Consider the following 22,974-nt stretch of genomic DNA (forward strand, 5'->3'; position numbering starts at 1 on the left):
CTCCCCTACTACCTTACAAAAAAACTTCTTTTGATGCAAAAAAGGAAGACTCGCCCTCTTCTTCCGAATAGCAGGACAGCAAGCATTTTCGGTACGCAAGACGGCCCGCGCTCCTTGAAGGAGGCGGGCCGCCGTTTTTGGGGTTTGCGTCAAAAGCGGGAGCCGGCATGCCGCCGGTTCAGCCTTTGATCAGGTATTTCGCGAGCATGTCGACCAGGTTTCCGCGCGTGATTTTCGTATCGGCGGAGCCGCTGAGCTCGATCGTCGAAGGATCGACGTTCGCCGCCAGCGCGATCAGCTCGGCCGCTTCGCCGCTCGTTACCTGCAGTTTCGGGCCGAAGACTTCGTCTTGGAAGCTGCCGAGCAGCCCGCGTTCTTCCAATCCCGACACGTAAGGAGCCGCCCATGCCGGAACGTTATCGATGTACGTGTGCTTCGACGCGTCGCCTTCGGCGCCGATCGCGCGTCCGAGCATCGTCACGAATTCGGCGCGCGTCACGGCTGCCGCCGGACGGAACGTGCCGTCCGCGTAACCGCTCACGATTCCTGCGGAGTAGGCCGCTTCGACCGCGTCCGCTTTCGCGTACCCCGCGATGTCGGAGAACGTCGACGCCGCCGGCTTCCCGCCTGCCGGAGCTTCGACCGCCGATCCCGCAGCGTCCGTGATGCGGCCTTCCGTCTTCTGCTTGACGTCGCCTACGCTGTCGAGATACTCGCGGAATACTTCGTAGTCGACCAGGTTCAGCTCGTAGTAACGTCCGTCTTCTTTGGCCGCGGCCATCGAACTGTAGAAGTCTCCGCCCGCCGCGATGTACGAGTTCGTCGCCACGATATAGTACGCTTTCGGATCGATCGGCGTATACTTGCCGTCTTCGCCGAGAATTTGAATATCGGTAATGCGGGAGCCTTCCTGCGTCACCTGCCCCGTTACGGAATCGATTTTCTCTCCCGGCTGCTTGGAATCGTACGTGAATTTCATGCCGGATACCTGCGGGAAGCGGCCCTCGCCGGTCTCCACGCCGCTGACGCCGTTTTCGAGCGCCGCTTTGATCTCCGCACCGGTCATTTTCAGCGCGCTGAGATTGTTGCCGTACGGCATCGTCGTCAGCAGGCTGCCCAGCGTAATGTCGCCGGCAGGGATGGAAGCGCGGATGCCTCCGCCGTTCTGGATCGTCACGTAAGCTTTGGCGTCGCCCAGTTCGACGATGCTCTCGACCTTCGCCCGCATGCCGTCGGCCATGAAGTCGCCCAGGTTCGTTTCCTGCTTGCGCACCGTTCCGCGCTCTCCGTCCAGCGTCACGTCGGACTTGCCGATCACGGTCGTTTTCAATTCCTCGAGTTTGGCCGCGTATTCCTTCAGCTTGGCGGCCGAAGCTTCGTCGCCTTTGATGACGTAAGACTTGTCCTCGTTCTGGGCGTCCAGGTTGATCAGCTTGCCTTCCCATTTCGTCAGCACGCCCTTGTCGTCGAACGTGGCGTCGAGCCTGCCCAGATTCTTGTCGTATTCGCCCGTCTGCACGATAACGACCGGAGCTTTTCCGCCTTCGTACACGGTCGGCTCGTCGAGCTGCGTATGCGAGTGGCCGCCGACGATAATGTCGATGCCGTCCACTTCCTTGGCGAGCTCCTGATCTTCCGCATAGCCGAGATGGGACAGCGCGACGATCTTGTTGATGCCCTTGGCCGTCAGTTCGTCCACCGCTTTTTGCGCGCTTTCGATATCGTCCTTGAATTTGACCGTTTCGCCCGGGGAAGCCAGCGCGACCGTGTCGCTCGTCGTCAGGCCGATGATGCCGACCTTCTCGCCGTTCACTTCTTTGATGACGGACGGATAGATTTTGCCTGCCGCCGCAGGATCGCCGATCGTTTTGACGGAGAGAGGTCCCAGATCTTTATCGGCCGAGAAGTCGATGTTCGAGCTGACGAACGGGAACTTCGCTTCTTTGACGAACGGCGCCAGGCCCGCCGGTCCCTTGTCGAATTCGTGGTTGCCGAATACCATGGCGTCGTATTTGAGCTGGTTCATGAAATACAGATCCGCGAGTCCGCCGTACTGGTTGAAATACAGCGTGCCCGAAAAGACGTCGCCCGCGTCCAGCAGCAGCGTGCGGTCGTTGCGTTCCGTGTTGATCGCCGTCACGCGGCGGTCGATATTGTCCAAATGGGCATGCGTGTCGTTCGTATGTAAAATGCGCAGATCGAATCCGTTCGAAGCGGTCGTCTCCGCGGCCTGCGCGGATTGTCCGCCCAGCGCCGGCGTCAGCGCGGATACGAGCACCGCGGCCGTCAATGCGGCACGGACGTTTTTCTTCGCTTTGCTTCTCTTCATGAATCTTTTGCCCCCTTGAGGAAAAGTAATGGTCGCCGCCTCTGCTTCTTCCTTACAAAACCCGAACAAAAAGCCGACTTTTTCCCCACAATCATATATAAACAAGCAAGCAAAAGTAAATAGCTTTTACATAAAATGCATTTTCGCCGCCGTTTTTTAACAAAACCCGAACAAAACGGCCGCCTTCTTCCCGTCTCGAAACGTTGCTTTAAACGGGGCCATGACGCATAATGAATCAGATACGGGCCGGCTTTCGGCGCGTCTTCGAACCGGAACGCAGCATGCGGAACGCGGGTTTCGCGGACGCGCCGAACCGCCTGCCGAAACCAAGGAGGAATCGTGAACATGACGTTAAAAAGCCGCTTCGACTTCCATACGCAGATCGACCGTCTGCAGAGCGCTTCCGAGAAATGGGACGGACGCGAAAAAGTATTCGGCGCGCCGGACGCGCTGCCGCTCTGGGTCGCCGACATGGACTTCGCCGCGCCGCAGGAAGTACTGGACGCGATGCGCAAGCGGGTCGACCACGGAGTCTTCGGATATACGTTCCGCACACCGGCCTACTTCGACGCCGTCGTGAATTGGATGAAGGAACGCCACGACTGGACGATCGATCCCGAGTGGATCACCTTTACGCCGGGCGTCGTGCCCGCGCTGGCTTTTGCCGTGGAAGCTTTCACGAAGCCGGGCGACAAGATCGCCATTCAGACGCCGGTCTATCCGCCGTTCTATAACGTGGTGCGCGAGAACGGGCGGCAGCTGGTCATGAACCCGCTGACCGTTACCGAGAACGGCGGCTACGAGATGGACTTCGAGGATCTGGAGCTCAAGCTGGCGGACGACGTCAAAATGCTCATTCTGTGCAGTCCGCACAACCCCGTCGGCCGGATCTGGTCCCGCGCCGATCTGGAGAAGCTGGCGGAGATCTGCCTCAAGCATGACGTGCTCGTCGTCGCCGACGAGATCCACGCCGACCTGATCTTCGAACCGAAAGCGCATGTGCCGTTCGCCTCCGTCTCGGACGCGGCGCGCGACAACTGCCTGGTCTGCACCGCGCCGAGCAAGACGTTCAACCTGGCCGGATTGTCGGTCTCGAACATCGTGATTCCGAGCCGCAAGCTGCGCGTGACGTTCCAACGCACGGTCGCCAAAATGCACGGCCTGGGTTCGATCAGCACGCTGGGCGCGACGGCGACTGAAGCCGCTTATACCCACGGCGGCGAATGGCTGGACGAGCTGCTGGCGTACGTCCGCGGCAACATGGAATACGTGCGGGATCAGATCGAAGAGCATCTGCCGGAACTGTCCATGAACCTGCCGGAAGCGACCTATCTGCTGTGGATCGACTTCCGCGGCTTGAACCTGAACGCCAAGGAACTGATGCAGTTCCTGCTGCACAAAGCCGGCATCGCCCTTAACGACGGTACGATGTTCGGCCTCGAAGGCGCGGGCTACATGAGAATGAACGTCGCCTGCTCGCGCTCGATCGTCGAACAGGCGATGGAACAGCTGAAGGCGGCGGTAGCGGAGCTTCGGAGCGGGAAAACGGATTAAGTCCAAAAAGATAAGCTTGCAAAAGATATACCGAACAGAAAAGGCTGCCTCGGATCCGGTTCGCGGATTTCGGGACAGCCTTTTTGGGCGGCTACTTTCGAATGCCGGCAGGTGCCTCTTCCGCTCCCGCCGCCGGGATGACGTCGGCCCCCGCCTGCGCTTCCAGGCACAGCTGGGCCGCCAGGAAAGCATGCTCCTGCGTCATGGCGTTTTCGGTCCGGTTCAGACAGTCCAGGATCAGCTCGCCGAAGAACGGATAGCCGACCTCGCCTCCGACCTCGAACCGGAACTCGCCTTCCCCGTTGACCAGATACACATGGTCGCCGGAACGGTCGCGGGCGATATCGACGTATTTTCTCAGCTCGATATAGCCTTCGGTGCCGAGAATGATCGTGCGGCCGTCTCCCCATGTGCTCAGCCCGTCCGGCGTCAGCCAGTCCACGCGGAAGTAATTCGTGGCGCCGTTGTCGCCCAGCAGCGTCGCGTCGCCGAAATCGTCGAGTTCCGGGTACTGCGGGCAGCTGTAGTTGGCGATTTTGCTGTGCAGCACTTGGGCGTCCCTGCAGCCCGCGTAATGCAGAAATTGCTCGATCTGATGGCTGCCGATATCGCACAGGATGCCGCCGTAATGCTCTTTTCGGAAAAACCATTCCGGACGATTGGGCGCGTTCAGGCGATGCGGGCCGAAACCGGTCACCTGCACGACCCGACCGATCGCGACGCTGTCGATCAGCTGACCGGCATATACGGCGGATTCGACGTGGATGCGTTCGCTGTAGTAGACCATGTATTTGCGGCCCGTTTCGCGCACCTTCGCCCGGGCCTGCTCCAGCTGCTCCAGCGTCGTGAACGGGGCTTTGTCCGTAAAATAATCTTTGCCCGCATCCATGACGCGAAGGCCGAGCGCGCAGCGCCGAGACGTGATGGCCGCGCCCGCCACCAGCCGCACTTCGGGGTCGGACAGTACCTCTTCTTCAGACGACGCGACGCGAACCTGCGGATACGTCTTCTTGAACTGTTCCGCTCTTGCCGGATCGGCGTCGTACACCCATTTGATCTTGGCGCCCGCTTCGAGCAGCCCGTTGACCATGCCGTAAATATGGCCGTGGTCCAGCGCGATCGCCGCGAACGCGAATTCTCCGCCATGAACGACCGGTTTCGGTTTGCCGACCGGCGCGTAATTCATTCCGTCTTTTTTATTCATAAGTCACCTCGGGTATGGGATGGATGATCGGGACACGCTATTCCAACTTGGTTCCGACGGTAATCGATTGATCGGCGAAGTTCTCGACGTGTCCGCTTTTTTCGTAAAAACGGATCGCGTTCGCCTGCACGCCTTCGCGCGTATAGAAAGGATCGTCGGACGCGAGCGGCAGCACGACGTTCTCTCCGGTGCCGGCCGCTTTGTAGATGGCGGTGATCGTTTCCAGCGTCGCGCGTCCGCTGACGCCGTCGATCAGCGGCGGCCGCCCGTTTTCGATCGCGTTCAGCGCGTCATCGATCTGCGCGGCATGTCCTTGATGCGGCAGATCCGGCAGAGCCTCATACGTTTCTTGGAGCTGTTTTTCCAATACTTCGTTCGTTTCGGGGAAGCCGTTCGGCCGCGATACGGAAGCTTTCACTTTCCATGGAGCCGAGAGGCGGGCCTGTTTTCCCTGAAAAATCAGCTGCTGTTCTTCGCCGTGATGCACGACCGAGCTTGTTACCTGCCCCAGCGCGCCGTTCGGATATTTCAGCAGCGCGACGGACAGATCTTCGACCTCCGCGTTATCGTGCGCCCCGTTGCTCATGAAAGCTTGAATCCGCTCGGGACGCCCCATCATCCAGATCAGCGCGTCGATATGGTGCACGGCGTGATTCAGCGTGCAGCCCCCGCCTTCTTTTTCCCAGGTCCCCCGCCACCACAGATCGTAATAGCAGTGCCCGCGCCACCAGAACGAATCGACCTGAGCATGCAGGATCGGGCCGGCGAGACCGGTATCCAGCATCTGCTTAAGCTTCATGATCGGGTTCGTGAACCGGTTCTGCGCCACGACCGACAGCATCCTGCCGCTACGCCGCGCCGCTTCGAGCATTCGGTCGCATTCTTCCAACGAGGACGCCATCGGTTTTTCGACCAATACGTGACTGCCCGCTTCCAAAAAATCGATCGCGACCGGCGCATGCTCGTACGGAGGCAGGCAGATCGAGACCAGATCGATTTCGTCGTCCAGCAGCTGCCTGTAATCGCTTACGATTTTGGCGTTCAAGCCGTGCGCTTGGTTCTTCGCTTCCGCTTTTTCGGGATACAGGTCGCACAGCGCCACGATTTGACACCGGTCCTTGAACCGCAAATAACCGTCGATATGAGCACCGGAGATCGCGCCCGTGCCGATGATCGCAACTTTTAACATAAGAGGGTTCCTCCTGAGAATTATTGTCTGCCCCCTAAGAATAAAGTGTTTTTCCGTGCGATTGTGAGGCTGTAAGGCTGAAAAAATAACGCTGGATTGCGGTTGTGCGGGAGATTATTTATAGTGGGTTTATCGGAAAATGGAAAACCGGGGAGGCATGCGGCATGGCGAACAACGTTTATCGTTTCAACGAAAAATCGATCGATTTCGCTTACAGGCGCCGCAGCGTCGACAACGAGCATCCGGAAACGTTCCATTCCCATCTGGGCATCGAGCTGCTGCTGATCCATCAGGGACGCGGAACGTTGATCGTCAACAATCGCAGCTACCGGATCGAGCCGGGCATGCTCTGCGTGTTTCAGCCTTATCAGCTGCACCGGGTGAGACCGGATTACTCCGACGGCCAAAGCTTCGAACGTTCGCTGACCGTGTTCGAGCCGACCCTGTTCGAAGCGTATTTCGAAAAATGGCCGCTGCTGCATGCTTTTTTCGCGCGGCTGCATCGGGAACGGCTGCCTGATCCGTGCCTGTACGGCATCGGCGATGATCATATGCTGGCGCATTTGTTTCGGGATTTCCGGGATCGTTCGCTCCGCATGACGGAAGCCGAACGGGGCGAAGAGATCTCGCTGTTTCTCATCAACTTGTTCCATGCGATCAAGCCGATGTGGAACCGCTCGGAGGGAGAAACCTCGCCTTCGGCCGCGCGCAAGCTTCACCGGGCCGAAGAAATTCTGAGCTGGATCGAGACGAACTACCATCTGCCGTACCGGCTGGACGACCTCGCCGCCGCTCTGCACCTTTCTCCGTATCATCTATCTCACTTGTTTAAGGACGCGATCGGCGTCAGCATCTCGGAATACATCTCGACCCGCCGAATCCATGAGGCCGTCCGCCTTCTCGCGACGACCGACAAGCCGGTTTCGCTGATCGCCGAGGAAATCGGGCTGACCAACGTGTCTTATTTTTGCAAATTGTTCAAAGAGAATATGAACGCGACTCCGCATCAGTATCGAAAAAGATGGATGGATCGTTATTTCCGCCTCTAAAGAACGAAGGATCACCCTTCTTAACGACAAAAAGCCTCCGAATGGATTCGGAGGCGCTTGGCCGTTACGATCATTTATGCCTATGGATCATTCTAGCTCGAGTACTCGGATGCGTTCATCGCCCCTTTTTTAACTTGAATGAAGTAGCTGACATTTCCTGTTCGGAAATAAAGATTGAGCATGGATTCGGCATAAGCTTTCGTCGAAACGACGGAAAAGCGGCCTGCCGCATCCGTCGAAACCGGGATCACCTCAAGTTCTCCTTTGCTCCGCCCCTCTTCCGTGCGTTCGGATACCTGAATATCCAGCTGCTTGTTGGCCTGATCGACAAATTGTCCTTCAACCCGCAGCGTGCCGTTCTCAAGGAATTCGGCGATCAGGGTTTTCTGCCCGAACTCCGGCTTTACGTACACTTCGGGGAACGGTTCTTTCGGCAGTTTCTCCTTCGGCGTAACCGAAGCCGGCGCGCCGGTCAGCTGCTTCATCTCGGACTGCAGCTTCATCAGAATGACGGCCGCTTGCGCGCGGGTGACCGTATCGTCATAACCGAACATCCAGCTCTGGTTGCCGGTTTTGCCGAGCATGTAACCGTTAGCCTGGACATACTTTACCGCTTCTAAAAAGTCGAAGTTTACGCCGTCAGCCGACGCGACCAGGCCGGCTGCGCGGTAGCGATCGATCGGTTTGTCGCGGAAGTCGCTTTTGCCCGATTTCGAGCTGAACAGCAGCATGTTGCGGTCTGCTGCAACTTTATATGCCCCTTCCGCCCAATGCTTTTTCTTCTTGGAAGCATAAGCTTCGTAATCGACTTTGTAAGTTCGCAGCAGCATGGTCAGAAACTGCGCTTCCGTCACCGAAGCATCCGGACGGAAGTTGCCGCCTGCATCCGTCGCAGCCACTCCTGAACGCAGTGCCCACTCGATCGCCGCCTGATCGGCGTGTCCGGCGATGTCTTTCGCTTTGGCAGGATCGCCGGCCGGATATTTTTTGCTCTTCAAGCGTTCGAAGACCTTGACCGGAATCTGCTCACGCACCGAACCCGAACTGACCGTCAGCTTGTAGCTGCCGGGTTTAACCCCTTCGAGAACGCCGTCCGCCGAGACTTTCAGCCCCGCAGCCGAGCTGCTCGAATAGGTTAGAGCCGTCTTGGGTATCCCGGATGTGCCATCATTATATCGGGCGGCGATTCGCAGCGGCAGTTTGCTGCCCGGATTCACGACCAATTCGTCATACTGAGCCGATAGTCTTTGAATTTCCCGTCCTTTGCCTGTGGTAAACGACCAGGTCTTATGGCGAGGCTGCGATTCGTCGCGCACCGTATAGTCAAGGTTCACGGTGTAAAGGCTGTAGCCGTCGAGCACTTCTTTCGGATAAAGGTACAACGTATCGTACTGAAGCTCGTTGTAAAACGGCACATCCTGTCCTTTGGAATCCGTAATGCTGGCCTGGAACGATTCGATTTTCTGACCGGATAACGCCGAGATGATACCTCCCGAATGTTCGACGCCGATCCGATCCAGCGGATTGGGAATTTCAAAGCCGTAAAATCCGATGTTCGCCTCTTTCATGCCGTCATACGGATAGACCGTTACTTCCGGTCCGTTCGGCGTATACGACAGATAAGCCGGATTCATGACAGCCGTGCCTTCCTGAAGCCCGATACCGACCGAGTTGTACTTGCCGTCCAAAATGATCTTGCGATGATAGGCGGTGCTCAGCCAGGAGTCGATGGCTTTCCGCGTCGTAGCATTGTTATAAGACATGACCTCGGCTACGGACTGATTCGGCCAACCGGCGGCCTTGCCGCGATCTCCGGCTGTAATGCCTGTGAACCCTGCGGTCCCTTCCTTCTCCCGGTGCGCCTCTAATCCTTCAAAGCGATATTGATTGTAATAAGCGGCGTGAGCTTGAGAAGCCTGCGAAAGCCTGGCATCCAGCTCCAACGGTCCAACCCCTACTTTTGCCCGAATCTCGTTCAGATAAGCCAATCCGTCCAGCTGATCCTGCGTGAAGCTTCCTTGCGCCGCCGAAGCGGCGGATACGTGTTTCGCCGGATACGCCGGCATGACCGTCACGGCCATGAGCGCGGCCAATAAGCAAACTCCCCACCTGCGGCTCAGCTTCTTTCCGCTCCCCTGATGATGTCGACTTTTCTTGCTTCCCCTCGTCCTATTCACTTTGGTTCTCCCCTCGTTATCCCCGTTTCCGAGACCTGCTAACTCGCTTTGGACTGTAAAGCTTTCGATGGTCTTCTCTAAATTTCCTGCTTTAGACGTCAAAGAGCTTCGGATACTTGGGTATCCGAAGCTCTTTTGCTTCCTATTACAACGGTAAATCAACCTCTGTTGGGTGCCGCCTCGCTGCTCGCCAGCCGTACGTTTGTTATCACGAATCGGCTCTCCGGCAGCGCCGGCATGCGCGACAGGCTCAGTTCCAAATCCTGCTCCGGCACGTCGTACGCCATACGGTTCGTCAGGAATTCCAGCGAGACCCGCATCGCGTCGATCGTCAGCCATTCGCCGGCGCAGCGGTGGCCGCTGTTCGGATCGCCGCCGCCCTGCGGAATCAGATCGAACGGGCTTCCGCCCCAGTTCTCGAACCGCTCCGGCTTGAACTTGTCGGCTTCGTCCCACAGCGCGGGATCGTGCGTCGTGCCGTATACGTCGAGCAGCACCATCGTTCCTTCCTCGAATTCATGCCCTTTCCAGGTAAAATCATGAATAACCGAAGCGCCGAGGAACGGCGTGAAAGGATAATAACGGCGCGTCTCCTGCACGAACCACTGCCGGTATTTGCCTTCGTCGGCGGCCAGCTTCTCCCGATATTCGGGATGTTCGTGCAGCGCGATCGCCGTGAAGACCACGTAGCGACCGATCGCCACGATCGGCCGGACGATATTGATCAGTTCGATCGCCGCCATTCGGGAGTCCAGCTCCCGATCCTGCAGATCGCGGTGGAACGCCATCGCGTAAGCGGCCGTGCCTTCGTCCGCTTTGAACTCGCCGGCCCGCAGATCCAAAATGAATCCTTCCAGCCACTCTTCGGTTCGCCGCCGGGCTCGTCTGCCCGCCGCATGCCGGGGACCGACCGCGCCGAACGCTTCGACCATGGCGCCCATGTCGTCGGCACGATTACGAACGGTCTCCTCTTCGATCGGCACGCCCGCCCAGCGGCAGGCCGCCCGATGCAGCAGCTCCTGCGATTCGCCGAACAGCTCCACTTCGCCGGCACCTTCCCATCTGCCGATCGCCGCTTCCCACTCTTGCGCGAGCAGCTGCATGAAGACGTCGAGACGCTCGCGCGACATCAGCGACATAAACAGCATTTTCCGGTGGCGATGCGCGTCCCCATCCATCGTCTGAATCGCGTTCTCGCCGAACAGCGATTTCTGGATCCGCTTCGGAATCGCGCCGGAACGTTGGAACTTCGACGTATCGTAAAACAGCTCCGCCGCGTCCTTGCCTCCGATACAGATCGCCGGCTGTCCCAGCAGACGCGTGCGGAAGATTTCCGTCTCCATTTCCCTGCGCCGCTTAAAAATAAAATCGTAGCCGTCCTTGAGCAGAGCCAGGCTGTTGTCCGGCGTATGCTCCTGCGGCGTTTGTCCTTGCTGTGTCATGGCGATTCTCTCCTTTCGTGCTGAAGCATGCTTCCATGTCAACGTATTACCTGTTTTTCGAACGAACAAATCTTCCGGGCGGCGCTTCCTGTCCGAAGACTCTTGGGCAAGGAAGCGAATTCTTTAACAAGATTAATTTATATCTATCTTTATACGTTATTTTTTATTACATGAATTTGATTTTAAATCATTTTTCCGAAAAATGGATTACATTTTCTTTCTTTTATGATATCTTATATCCCATAAATAGCTTAATTCACTTATTTCTCTTCCGAAAAGTCCGGGATATCGAACAATCAAGCTAATAATATTACATGATTGTGACAAAACAAGGAATGGAGGATGAATATTGAAAAAGAGCCTGTTGAAAATCGAACGTTTGACCACCTCTTTCCGGATCGGCGACGACTACTATGCGGCAGTCGACGATGTATCGCTGACCGTCAACCGCGGCGAGGTGCTCGCCATCGTCGGCGAATCCGGTTCCGGCAAGAGCGCCCTCGCTTTCTCCGTCATGGGACTGCATGCTCACGCCCGCATCGACGGCCGCATCTATTACAAAGGCGAAGATTTGATCGGCATGCCGGCCGCCAAGCTCAACAAGCTGCGCGGCAGCGAAATCGGCATGATCTTTCAGGACCCGCTCTCCGCGCTTAATCCGCTTATGACCGTCGGCGAACAGATCGAAGAATCGCTTCTGCTTCACCGAAACGGCATTTCCCGCGCGCAGCGCCGGAACGCCGCAATCGAACTGCTGAACAAAGTGGGCATTCCGTCCCCGGAACGCACCGCTGCGCAGTATCCGCACGAATTGTCCGGCGGCATGCGCCAGCGGATCGTCATCGCGATCGCGATCGCCAACCAGCCGAGCCTGCTGATCGCCGACGAGCCGACCACGGCGCTCGATGTCACGATTCAGCTGCAAATTCTCGATCTGATCAAAGCGCTGAAGAACGATATGGACGCCGGCGTCATCCTGATCACGCACGATCTGGGCGTTGTCGCCGAAATGGCCGACCGCGTCGCCGTCATGTATGCCGGACAAATCGTCGAGATCGCCGACATTTTCACGCTCACCTCCAACCCCAAGCATCCGTATACCCGCTCGCTGCTTCAATCGATTCCGAACTCGGCGGAATCCGGCTCCCGGCTGCATACGATTCAAGGCATCGTGCCCTCGCTCAAACATCTTCCCCGCCGCGGCTGCCGTTTTCAATCGCGTATTCCTTGGATCGAAGCTTCGGAGCACGAGAGCGAACCGGAACTGCACGAGATCGAACCGGGACATTTCGTCCGCTGCACCTGCCATCTCCGTTTTCGCTTTCCGGATTCCGCTTCGGACGCCGGCCTGCCGCCTTCGGCAGACGCCTATTCCATAAACGGGGAGGAATTCCGCTATGGCACTTCTTGAAGTCCGCGACCTGCAGGTCCATTTCCCGATTCGCGGCGGCCTATTCGGCCGGACGCAGGGATTCGTCAAAGCCGTCGACGGCGTCTCGCTGTCCATCGAACCGGGACAGACGTACGGCCTGGTCGGCGAATCGGGCTCGGGCAAAACGACGACCGGACGAGCCGTCATCGGCCTGAATGCCATTACTTCGGGCAGCGTCCTCTTCAACGGTCAGGAATTGACCGCCGCGAGAAACCGTTCGGCCGCACGCCGGGACATGCAGATGATTTTTCAAGATCCCTATTCTTCGCTCAATCCCAAGAAGCGAGTGCTCGACATTATCGCCGAGCCGCTGCGCAATTACGAATCGCTTTCTCATAAAGAAGAGAAATTCCGGGCGGCCGAACTGCTCGAACGGGTAGGATTGAGTCCCGAAAGCCTCTATAAATATCCGCATCAGTTCTCCGGCGGGCAGCGGCAGCGGATCGGCATCGCCCGCGCGATCGCCCTGAAGCCCAAGCTGATTATCGCGGACGAGCCGGTATCGGCGCTCGACGTGTCCGTCCAGGCCCAGGTGCTGAATTTTCTTCAGGATATCCAACAGGAGCTGGGTCTGACTTATCTCTTCATCAGCCATGATCTCGGAATCATCCGGCATATGTGCGACAAGATCGGCATTATGTATCGGGGCCGGCATGTGGAACAAGGCACGACCGAAGACATTTTCGAGCGGCCTCGTCACATCTATACGAAACGCCTGCTGTCCGCCATCCCCGATGTCGATCCGCGTCGGCGCGAGCGGTTGTCCGCCTTCCGGGCTTCTGTCAACGCCGAGTACGAAAACGGTTATGCCGATTACTTCGACGAAGCGGGACTCGCCTATGCCCTCCGTCCCGTCTCCGACACCCATCTCGCGGCACTTCCGGAAAGGAGCTGACGCCCGTGTGGAAAACGATCGTCCGACGCATTTTCGTCATGATTCCGCAAATTTTCTTTTTAAGCCTTCTGGTGTTCCTGCTGGCCAAAGCGATGCCCGGCGACGCGCTGACCGGTTCCATCGACCCGAACATCGACCCGGCCGCCATCGAAGCGCAGCGGGAACGGCTGGGCCTCAATAACCCCTGGTTCATTCAGTACTGGGATTGGATCAAAAACGCCGTGACCGGCGACCTGGGGCAGTCGTTCCGCTTCAAAATGCCGGTAACGCAGCTGATCGGCGAGCGGATGATGAACACTGTTTGGCTCTCCGTCGCCACGCTGATCCTGACTTACGTGATCGCGGTTCCGCTCGGCATCATCAGCGGGCGCTACAACGATACGTGGTCGGACCGGCTGATCACGGGCTATACATATCTCGGTTTCGCGGCTCCCTTATTCATCTTCGCGCTGCTGATGCTCTGGGTCTTCGGGTTCCAACTCGGCTGGTTCCCGACCGAAGGCAGCGTGGCGCCGGGCAGCGCCGCGGGCACGTTCGCTTATGCGATGAGCAAAATTTACCATCTGCTGCTTCCGTCGCTGTCCATGGCGCTGATCACCACGGTCTCGACCGTGCAGTATCTGCGCAGCGAAATCATCGACACGAAGCAGAAAGATTTCGTGCTGACCGCCCGCGCCAAAGGCGCTTCCGAATCGCGCATTTACAACCGCCATATTCTGCGCAATTCGCTGCTGCCCATCGCCGCTTTTTTCGGATACGAGATCACCGGCCTGATCGGCGGCACCGTGTTCATCGAGAACATTTTCAGCTATCCCGGGATGGGCCAGCTGTTTATCAGCTCCATTTCGATCCGCGACTTCAGCGTCGTCACGTCCCTGGTGCTGCTGTTCGGCATCGCTTCGATCGTCGGCGCGCTGCTGTCCGACATGATCTTGAGCGCAGTCGATCCGCGCATCCGCATCAAATAACCGTATCCGCCTCGGAAAGGAGCGCCGTCATTCATGGAAAATATCGATCCCAACCTGGTCGTGCAGGATCTTGAAGTCCGCGGCATCGACGAGAAAAGCCCGTCCGGGCTGCGCATTTTATGGCGCGAAATCGTCAGGGACAAAGTCGCCCTGATCTCGCTGATTCTGTTCTCCCTTATCGTACTGGCCGTGTACGGCACCGCCCTATTCCTGGATCAGGACGAGATCGTCCGGGTCGACCTGTTCGCCCTGTACGAGAAACCGTCCGCCAACTTCTGGCTTGGCACCGATTACGGAGGACGCGACATTTTCGGACAGCTAATTATCGGGACGCGAAATTCGCTCAGCATCGGCTTTATCGTGACGGGACTTGCCGGCATCATCGGAATCACGCTCGGCCTCGTCGCCGGCTATTTCGGGGGCATGGTGGACCATGCGCTGATGCGGGTCGTCGACTTTTTCATGGTGCTGCCGATGACGATGATCGTGATCGCGTTCGTTACCGCGGTTCCGAAATATAGCATCGTATCCTTTTCCCTCATCATGACCGCCTTTCTCTGGATGGGCAAAGCGAGGCTGATCCGATCGAGGGCGCTGCAGGAACGGGAAATGGAATATGTCCAAGCTTCACGCACGATGGGCACCCCGCATTTTAAAATCATGCTTGCGCAGGTGCTGCCCAACCTCAGTTCCCTGATTATCGTGACGCTTACGCTCAATCTGGCCGGCAATATCGGTCTCGAATCGGGTCTGTCCTTCCTCGGCTTCGGATTCCCCGAAAGCACGCCTAGCCTCGGCACGCTGGTCAGCTACGCGACGAACCCGCAGACGTTGGAATCCCGCTGGTGGATATGGTTGCCCGCATCGGTGCTGATCCTTGTATTGATGCTTTGCATAAACAATGTCGGTCAAGCCTTGAAGCGCGCAACGGATGCCAGACAAAGAAGAGGATAAGGGAGGAAAAGAGAAATGAAGAAATCGTATACGGGGGCATTTCGTCTCTTTACGCTGCTGCTGGTCATGATGATGGTATTGTCCGCCTGCGGAGGCGGAACGGAGACGGCCGAACCGGCGGCGGGAGCTGCGGAGTCCGGCCAGGCGGCGGCAGGCGGAGGGACGGCCGCCGAAGACGACAAGTCGGAAGACGGGCTGGTCTCGATCGAAGACTTCGATACGGCCGCAGCCAACGAAGGCACGGCGATCGAAGGAGGCAGCTTGAATTACGGTCTCGTTTCCGACACGCCGTTCGAAGGCACGCTCAATCCCTTGTTTTCCTCCGGCGTCCCGGACGCGAACGTTTCGCAGTTTTTCTCCGAAAGCATGCTGACCGTCGACGAAAACTACGTGTACACGAACGACGGCGCCGCCACATACGAAGTATCCGACGACGGACGCGTGTTCACCTTCACGATCCGCGACGAAGTCAACTGGTCGGACGGCAAACCCGTTACGGCGGAAGACTGGATCTTCGCGTTCGAAGTGATCGGCCATCCGGAATACGACGGGCCGCGCTACGGATCGGACATCGAAAACATCGAAGGCATGGCGGAATACCATGAAGGCAAAGCCGATACGATCTCCGGCCTCGTCGCGCTGAGCGACAAAAAACTGCGGATGACCTTCCTGAAGGCCACCCCTTCCCTGCTCAGCGGCGGCCTCTGGACCAGCGTCGTTCCGAAGCATGTTTACGGAGACATTCCGATTACCGAGATGGCCGCCGCTCCCGAAACCCGCGAGCATCCGATCGGCTTCGGTCCGTTCGTCGTGGACCGCATCGTGCCGGGCGAATCCGTGACGTACAAGCGCAACGACAACTACTGGCGCGGCAAGCCGGCGCTGGACGGCGTTACGCTGCGCGTCGTTTCCCCGTCTACGGTCGTACAGCAGCTCGAAACGGGCGGCGTCGATCTCGTGGACGCCTTCCCCGCCGACCAGTATCCCGATAACGCCGACATGTCGAACGTCCAATATCTCGGCGACACCGACGCGGCTTATACGTATATCGGCTTTAAGCTCGGAACCTGGGACAAAAAAGCGAAGGAAGTCGTCACGAATCCCGATGCGAAAATGGCCGACGTCAACCTGCGAAAAGCCATGTGGTACGCGGTCGATAACGACCAGGTCGGACAGCGCTTCTATCACGGTCTGCGCTGGAACGCGACGACGCTGATCGCGCCGTCCCACCCGGACTTCCACGATACCGAAAATCCGGGCGTCGCCTACGATCCGGAAGAAGCCAAGCGGCTGCTCGACGAAGCCGGCTACAAGATGGACGGCGAATTCCGCACCAATCCGGACGGCACCCCGCTCGAGATCAACTTCGTCTCCATGACGGGCAGCGACGTCGCCGAACCTTTGGCCCAGTATTACGTCCAGTCCTGGAAAGCGATCGGGCTCAACGTCAAGCTGGAAATGCTCGAATTCAACACGTTCTATGACCGGGTCGGACAGAACGGCGACGACGATCCGAGCGTGGACGTGTTCCAGGGCGCCTGGTCGCTCGGCTACGACGTCGATCCGACCGCCCTTTACGGCCGGGATGCCCTGTTCAATTTCTCCCGCTGGTCCAACGAAGAGAACGACCGTCTGCTGAAGGAGGGCGTATCGGAAGCGTCGATGGACGTGGCTCATCGTCAGCAGGTCTACAAAGATTGGCAGCAGTTGATGGTCGACGAAGTACCGGTCTTTCCGACGCTCTACCGCGCCTCGCTCGTACCGGTCAACAAACGCGTCATGAACTACGACATCGCTACCGGCAGCGGCGTGTATCTGTATCAGCTCGCGCTGAATTCGGATAAGCCTGTCGTCGCCGAGTAAATCGGTCCTGCGCAGCCGGATTCGCCCGGCAAAGATTCCCCGGAAGCTTTTTCCGGGGAATCTTTTTTTGCCGCGCTATCGCTTATCCGAATTCGGAAGCCTCGGGCGGAAGTCCGGCTTCTTCTCGTTACGCGCCTCGAAATTCCATTTTTTATGCCTTTTCTGTCGAAACCTTATTTTTTTCAGTCAATAAATGCTCTTGGGCTGACGATAACATAGTTAGCCGCAATCTCGGCACCTTCGCCGCATGCGAACATTATATTCAACGAGAAAGAAGGGACATCCGCTCAATGCCGACCAAATTCGAAAGACATTCTTCCACTTTGATCTTCTTTACCCTGGAATCGCTGCTCGTCTCGCTGTATCCGATCTTCGCCATTCTTTGGCTGACCGGGCTCATGACGCTCTCCAGCACGCTGGTCGTTCTGGCGATCAACACCGTACTGATGGGCGTCTACTACGCCTTGTATAAATTCGTCGCGGACAAGGAGTGGGGCAAGTATCCGCTCGTACTGGGCTGCTTCATCGTCGGAAACATCCTTTTCCTGTTTATCCCGAGCACGATCATCTGGGTGGCGCTCTTCATTTATATGACGCTTTCGCTCGTTTATCTGTGCAAGCAGGTGATCGTCATGGGCGGCATCGCCGGCGTCCTGTCGCTGACGCTCCAGCTGTTCGTCAACTCTCACGTCCCGGCTTACAGCCCGCTCGATTACGCGGTGCTGTACATCGTCATGGTCATGGTCGGCGTCGCCAACTACGCGGTCTGCACCATCGGCCGGAACATGCTGGAAGAATCCGCAGGGCAAAAACGCATGATCGAAGCGCTGCTGGTCGAAGTCGAACGCTCCGCGTCCGAACTGAAAACGTTCGGCGAGTCGGTCGCCTCCGGCGCGAACGAGACGTCGCGCATTTCGGAAGAAGCCGCGGGCAGCTTCGCGGAAATCTCCAAAGGCATCGAGATTCAGGCGCAGAACATGCAGGAAATCAACGAAGCGATGATCCAATCCGGCGAAAGCATCGAACGGATCAGCGAGGAGACCGGCGAAATGAACGCTCTCTCCCTCAGCACGACGCGTCTCACGGAAGAAGGCGGCCGCAAGGCCGAGGAACTGCGCGAAGATATGTCGCTCGTACGCGGCAGCATGACCGAGACGGTCTCTCAGGTCGATCTGCTGAACCGTTATGCCGAAGAAGCGCAGGCGATCCTGACCGCCATTACGGAAATCGCCAACCAGACCAATTTGCTGTCGCTGAACGCCAGCATCGAAGCGGCGCGCGCCGGCGAGCAGGGCCGCGGCTTCGCGGTCGTCGCCGGCGAAATCCGCAGCCTGTCCGGCAACGTCCAATCTTCCGCCGAAGACATCGCCGGACTGCTGCAGCAGATCCGCAGCCAGACCGGTACCGTATCGGATTATGTGCGCAAAAGCGAATCGACGCTGGAAGGCCTCGAGCGCAGCACATACGAAACGGGAGAACTGTTCGATCGCATCACGCAGGATGCGGCGACCGTGCTCGCCAAGTCGGCCGAAGTCCAGCAGAACATCGTCAGCCTCAAAGAATTCAACGGAGGCGTGGCCGGCCAGGTCGCCGACTTCTCGGCGATCAGCCAGCAGACGTCGGCTTCCGTGGAGATGGTCGCCAGCGGCGTGTACCGCCAGCGCGATTCGATCCGTCAGATTTCGGACAGCGTGAGCCGACTCGATACGATGATCGAAGCGCTGCGCGGGCTGACCGAGCGCTCCGAAGAGAAAGCCGACAAGCCGGAGCTCGTCGAAAAAACGGCTTAATCCCGATTCCGGATACAACTTTTTCCATCTTCGGCTCGTCTGGGAAGCTTCCTTTCCCGAACGATCAAAGGCCTCCTTGCAGTCGAACCGAATCCGTTCGCACGAAAAAACCGCGAAAGCGCTCATGGCGCCGCCGCGGCTTTTTTCGTTTTCGTGCCTTTTTTCCGGATTCCGGCCTCGTCTTCGCTTCGAAGCCTTTTTCGCCGCCGATATCGGGTCCGATTTCAGGATGGACGTACTTAAGCGCCCGCTTTCGGACGCCTTCGCAGATCGGTCCGTTTTCGAAGCGTGCCGCCGGCAGCCCCGGCCTTATTTCTCCTCCGCCTTCGCCAGATCGTCCAGCCGGATCTTCCGAATGTCGTCGACGATCAGATCGGCGCGCGTCAGATCCTGGCGGCCGGAATTGGGATTCACGAACCCGATGCAGCTCATTCCCGCCGCCTTCGCGGCGTCGATGCCGTGCTTCGAATCTTCCAGCACGACGCAGCGTTCCGGATTCGCGCCGAGCAGTTCGGCCGCGCGCAGGAATACGTCCGGCGCCGGCTTTCCTCGCGGTACTTCCTCCCCGCTCGCGACCGCCGCGAATTCGCCTCGCAGCCCGAACTTTTCCAGCACCGCTTCGATAAAGGCCGGCGGCGACGAAGAAGCGACCGCGCACGGGATGCCCGCCCTCTTCAGTTCGGCGAGCAGCTCGCGAATGCCGTCGATCGGCTCCATGTCCGCGGCGCGCAGCGCTTCGATCTTATGCCCCATCTGATACGCCACGATTTCTTCCACCGTCTGGCTCATGCCGAACTCCGCCCGAATGGCGGTCCACAGTTCGGGGGTGGTCATGCCGACGTACTCCTCCAACTTCTCCTGGGTAACCGGATAGCCGTAATCCGCCATAATCCGCCGGTCCACTTCGAAGTGCATCGGCTCGCTGTCGATAATGACTCCGTCCATGTCGAAAATAAACGCTTCGATCATCTGTATCCCCTCCTTGACGCATATTCTTTTCCACCTTAACCGCCTACGAAGCTTTTCGCAACCCGCCACACTTTCGACAATTGCCCTATGCCTTCGGAGTACGTATAATATTTCACATGGATAAACATTTTGAAAATAGGTTATTTAAATTTGAAATCCGATAATTGAAATCCGACAATAGGAAGGACTTGAATCCACCATGAGATTTTCGATCGGGATGCGGAATATCAAGACGGCCGTCGCCGTGCTGCTCTGCGTACTGATTTCGTTTGCCTTAAATTTGGAATATCCGTTCTATGCCGCTATCGCGACCGTCATCGCCATGGAGAGTTCCATCACGAGCTCTTACGCCGCGGGCAAAAACCGGACGATGGGCACGCTGGTCGGCGCCGCCTTCGGCGGTCTGTTCGCTTTTATCGAGCCGCATAACGCCTACCTCTCCGCGCTGGGCATCGTCTGCGTCATCGCCGTCTGCAATCTGCTGAAATGGAACAAGTCCGTCTCGATCGCCTGCATCGTGTTCCTCGCCATCATGCTCAATCTGCGCGACGGAGAGCCGGCATTCGCTTACGCGCTGCACCGGGTGCTCGACACGCTGCTGGGCATCGGGGTCGCCGTGCTCGTCAACTACTTCCTGTTCCCTCCCAAGCACGACCGCAACCTGGAAAAGTCCAGGCTGGCCGTCCGGCGCCATTTGTCGGCGTTGGTCCGTCAACTGCTGCGCCAGGGCGGAGGCATCCATATCAGCCCGCTCAAAAAAGATCTCGCCGCGCTGCAAAAAGCCTGCGACACGTACAAGGAAGAATTCGACCTGGGCAAAAACAAAAACCATGCCCTCGTCTCGCGTATCGAGCAGGAACTCGACGTCTATCGCAACACTTATTCGCATATGCGGATGATCCGGCTGCTGACCGATCCCGATCCCCAGGGCGTCGCGAGCCTCGGTACCAGCCTGCTTCAAGCGTCCAACCAAAAAGCCGAAAGCGCGCTCTCTCCCGAGTCGCAGGCCGTCATTTACCGTTATCACGTGGCCTGCATCCTGGGCGAGCTGCAAACGCTCGGCCTGATCGTTCCGACGGATATCGCTTATCCGTTGGAAGATCCCGCCCGCTCGGCGTCAAACGGCGGCAGCCCGGACGACGTCAGCTCGGCAGTCGAACAAAAAAGCGGCCGCAGCCCTTCTCCCGTCCCGGTCCGTTCGTGACCGACGTTGAACTCCGTAAAAAAACCGCCCGATTGCTCGGGCGGTTTTTTGCGTTCGGCGGCGCGGATATATACCGCCGCCGAACCGGTTTATTTATAGCGGCTCATGAACCGTTCCATCATGTACGTGAACGGCTCGTTGTAATAGCTTGCGTAGTAGATATCGCTGCCGTGAGTACCGAAAGGCATCTCCACCAGCGCCACCCGGTCATTCCCGGCATCCCGGTACGCGCGGACGAACGTTCGCGCGATCTCCGGATCGACGATGCCGTCGTTTTGGCCTTGATAGATCAGCGCGGGCGGACTGTCCTCGTTCACGAGCAGCGCCGGATCGGCCAGTTCGTCGGTGCTGCCCGTAATGCCCACGTCCGCCGCCAGGCCGTTGGCCGGATAGTACGGAATGATGCCTTTTACCGTGATGCGCGGATCGATTATTTTCCCGAACCCTTCGGCATAAGGCGCGAGTCCGGCCGCAGCCGCCAGCTGACCGCCGGCCGAACCGCCCGACAGGAATACCGATTCCGTATTTGCTCCGTATTCTTCCGCATGATCCGCCATGTAGGTCGTAAACAGCCCGATATGGCGAAGCATATCGTCGATATTGAAGCTGCCGACCACCTGCTCCGGCACCGGCGCGGATTCCACGAATTTTTTCTGATCGCTGAGCCCGTACTGCACGTCGAATACGACATAGCCCTGCGAAGCGAAGTGTTTGTTCATCTGCGCATAGTTGCCGGCTCCCTTGTCGCCGATCGTCCAACCGCCTCCGTGGATGCGGATCAGCACCGATCCTTGTCCAGGTAGATCCTTGGCCCCTTCAGGAGGCATATAAGCGTCGAAAGCCAGCTTCACGCCGGCATCCACGCCTTCCTTGCCTTCATAATAGACGATATCCGGCTGCACCCGGTAATCTTCGCTTTTGGCTCCGTAAAAATAATCCGGCAGCAAAAAGGCGGTCTTCATGAAATGCTCGTCCTGCGCATTCAAAGGATCCGCGCCGAACGCCGCCGTATAAGCCTCCTTCGCTTCGCTGATGATCTTGGGCGCGGAAGCGAGCGGCAGCAGGCAGACGATCAAGACAAACAATCCGATGCACCGAACCCCGGCGCGCAGCACGCCGACCGCAAAACGCTCGGAACGCCCGTACATTTTGACCAACAGCGCGGCTGCGCCGAGAACCATCAATCCGAAGAACAGCGCGTATTCCGGCACGACCACTTCCAGCAGGCCGGGATCGACCGTTCCGAGCAGAATCGCCGCCACGTAGACGCCAAACGCGAAGTTCAGCAGGAACCAGAGCGTCAGCAGCGCCTTGAGCGTTTTTTTGAGCCGTCCGCTTCCCGATGAACTACCGCCGTAAGCGGAATATGGGGCGTATCCGCGGCCTTCTCCCCGATCTTCCGTGCCGCTTCTCCATCTCAGGAAAGCAACCGCCGCTCCCAACGCGAACAGCGCCAGCATGAGGATCGCCGACCAGACGCTGCGGGAATCGTGATCGCCCAGCGAAGACGAAGCCGCCGTATTCAGCAGAGGTACCGCGATCATTCCCAGCGCGTGCAGAGCGAGATAGGCATATTCCCAACCCCTATGTAAACCGCGTCCCATCGCCAAATGCAGGTTGCCGAGCAGCGTCAGCAGCATCAGCAGACCGTATAAATTCCACCAACCGGCGGCCCGCCCTTCAAACAAATAGATGATCCCGAGCGCCAGCGAGATCAGGTTGCCGGCCAGCAGCAGCATTCTTCCCCACTTCCGAAGCCGGGAACCGCCGCCTCCCGCCGAAGACGAAAATCCGGCTCTCCCCGTGTATCCCATTGTATCCTCTCCTTTTTTCATACTCTCTGTATCCTATTATTCCCGAAGAAATTTGTCGATCATTCGGCCGATTTCGCAAGAAATTCATTAAATCTAAAAATTTATATTCTTTCGGATGGAAAGTATACACTGAGGGCTATA

Annotated in this window: 16 protein-coding genes; 9 read left to right on the top strand and 7 right to left on the bottom strand. The window is 57.9% G+C overall.

Annotation, left to right across the window (positions count from 1 at the left end):
* Nucleotides 1–178: 178 nt before the first annotated feature.
* On the bottom strand, nt 179–2,329 hold the full coding sequence (locus tag GYN08_RS07260) for a 5'-nucleotidase C-terminal domain-containing protein (protein ID WP_166273527.1): 2,151 nt from the start codon (nt 2,327–2,329) through the stop codon (nt 179–181).
* Nucleotides 2,330–2,674: 345 nt separating this feature from the next.
* On the opposite strand from GYN08_RS07260, the gene GYN08_RS07265 reads away from it, so the two are divergent.
* Nucleotides 2,675–3,883 carry a MalY/PatB family protein gene (locus GYN08_RS07265; RefSeq protein ID WP_166273528.1) on the top strand — a complete coding sequence of 403 codons (1,209 nt, stop codon included), beginning with the start codon at nt 2,675–2,677 and terminating at the stop codon, nt 3,881–3,883.
* Nucleotides 3,884–3,974: 91 nt separating this feature from the next.
* Here the strand turns inward: GYN08_RS07265 and GYN08_RS07270 are convergent, their stop codons facing one another.
* Nucleotides 3,975–5,087 (bottom strand): Gfo/Idh/MocA family protein, encoded by a 1,113-nt coding sequence (locus tag GYN08_RS07270; protein ID WP_166273529.1) that lies wholly within the window; start codon nt 5,085–5,087, stop codon nt 3,975–3,977.
* Between the two features lie 37 nt (nt 5,088–5,124).
* Entirely contained in the window at nt 5,125–6,276 is a 1,152-nt protein-coding gene (locus GYN08_RS07275) for a Gfo/Idh/MocA family protein (protein WP_166273530.1), read from the bottom strand.
* A 164-nt stretch (nt 6,277–6,440) separates the two neighbouring features.
* Between GYN08_RS07275 and GYN08_RS07280 the strand changes: the two genes are divergently transcribed.
* On the top strand, nt 6,441–7,325 hold the full coding sequence (locus GYN08_RS07280) for a helix-turn-helix transcriptional regulator (protein ID WP_166273531.1): 885 nt from the start codon (nt 6,441–6,443) through the stop codon (nt 7,323–7,325).
* 92 nt (nt 7,326–7,417) lie between these two features.
* Here GYN08_RS07280 and GYN08_RS07285 read toward each other — a convergent pair whose 3' ends face one another.
* Both GYN08_RS07285 and GYN08_RS07290 read right to left on the bottom strand, forming a co-directional pair.
* Nucleotides 7,418–9,418, bottom strand: a complete 2,001-nt coding sequence (locus tag GYN08_RS07285; RefSeq protein WP_166273532.1) for a CAP domain-containing protein — start codon at nt 9,416–9,418, stop codon at nt 7,418–7,420.
* Nucleotides 9,419–9,660: 242 nt separating this feature from the next.
* Nucleotides 9,661–10,944, bottom strand: a complete 1,284-nt coding sequence (locus tag GYN08_RS07290) for a cytochrome P450 (RefSeq protein ID WP_166273533.1) — start codon at nt 10,942–10,944, stop codon at nt 9,661–9,663.
* 349 nt (nt 10,945–11,293) lie between these two features.
* On the opposite strand from GYN08_RS07290, the gene GYN08_RS07295 reads away from it, so the two are divergent.
* From GYN08_RS07295 to GYN08_RS07320, 6 genes are all read left to right on the top strand, one after another.
* Entirely contained in the window at nt 11,294–12,355 is a 1,062-nt protein-coding gene (locus GYN08_RS07295) for an ABC transporter ATP-binding protein (protein ID WP_166273534.1), read from the top strand.
* Nucleotides 12,342–13,271, top strand: a complete 930-nt coding sequence (locus GYN08_RS07300) for an ABC transporter ATP-binding protein (RefSeq protein WP_166273535.1) — start codon at nt 12,342–12,344, stop codon at nt 13,269–13,271. Before GYN08_RS07295 ends, GYN08_RS07300 begins: the two co-directional genes overlap by 14 nt.
* Nucleotides 13,272–13,276: 5 nt before the next feature.
* The gene (opp4B, locus tag GYN08_RS07305; protein ID WP_166273536.1) at nt 13,277–14,239 is read left to right on the top strand and encodes an oligopeptide ABC transporter permease; all 963 of its coding nucleotides are present in this window, start codon (nt 13,277–13,279) and stop codon (nt 14,237–14,239) included.
* 33 nt (nt 14,240–14,272) lie between these two features.
* Nucleotides 14,273–15,193 carry an ABC transporter permease gene (locus tag GYN08_RS07310; protein WP_166273537.1) on the top strand — a complete coding sequence of 307 codons (921 nt, stop codon included), beginning with the start codon at nt 14,273–14,275 and terminating at the stop codon, nt 15,191–15,193.
* Nucleotides 15,194–15,208: 15 nt separating this feature from the next.
* Nucleotides 15,209–17,056: an oligopeptide ABC transporter substrate-binding protein gene (locus GYN08_RS07315; RefSeq protein ID WP_166273538.1), complete on the top strand. Its 1,848-nt coding sequence runs from the start codon at nt 15,209–15,211 to the stop codon at nt 17,054–17,056.
* A gap of 290 nt (nt 17,057–17,346) precedes the next feature.
* A complete protein-coding gene (locus GYN08_RS07320) occupies nt 17,347–18,846 on the top strand; it encodes a methyl-accepting chemotaxis protein (RefSeq protein WP_166273539.1) in 1,500 nt (499 codons plus the stop codon).
* A 309-nt stretch (nt 18,847–19,155) separates the two neighbouring features.
* Here the strand turns inward: GYN08_RS07320 and GYN08_RS07325 are convergent, their stop codons facing one another.
* Complete coding sequence (locus tag GYN08_RS07325; RefSeq protein WP_166273540.1) at nt 19,156–19,815, bottom strand: HAD family hydrolase; 660 nt, start codon at nt 19,813–19,815, stop codon at nt 19,156–19,158.
* 199 nt (nt 19,816–20,014) lie between these two features.
* Between GYN08_RS07325 and GYN08_RS07330 the strand changes: the two genes are divergently transcribed.
* Nucleotides 20,015–21,019: an FUSC family protein gene (locus GYN08_RS07330; protein ID WP_166273541.1), complete on the top strand. Its 1,005-nt coding sequence runs from the start codon at nt 20,015–20,017 to the stop codon at nt 21,017–21,019.
* Between the two features lie 89 nt (nt 21,020–21,108).
* Here the strand turns inward: GYN08_RS07330 and GYN08_RS07335 are convergent, their stop codons facing one another.
* Nucleotides 21,109–22,833, bottom strand: coding sequence for an alpha/beta hydrolase (locus tag GYN08_RS07335; protein ID WP_166273542.1), 1,725 nt, complete (start codon nt 22,831–22,833; stop codon nt 21,109–21,111).
* Between the last annotated feature and the right edge of the window lie 141 nt (nt 22,834–22,974).

This window comes from Saccharibacillus alkalitolerans (assembly GCF_011090185.1).
GTDB classification, from domain to species: Bacteria; Bacillota; Bacilli; order Paenibacillales; family Paenibacillaceae; genus Saccharibacillus; species Saccharibacillus alkalitolerans.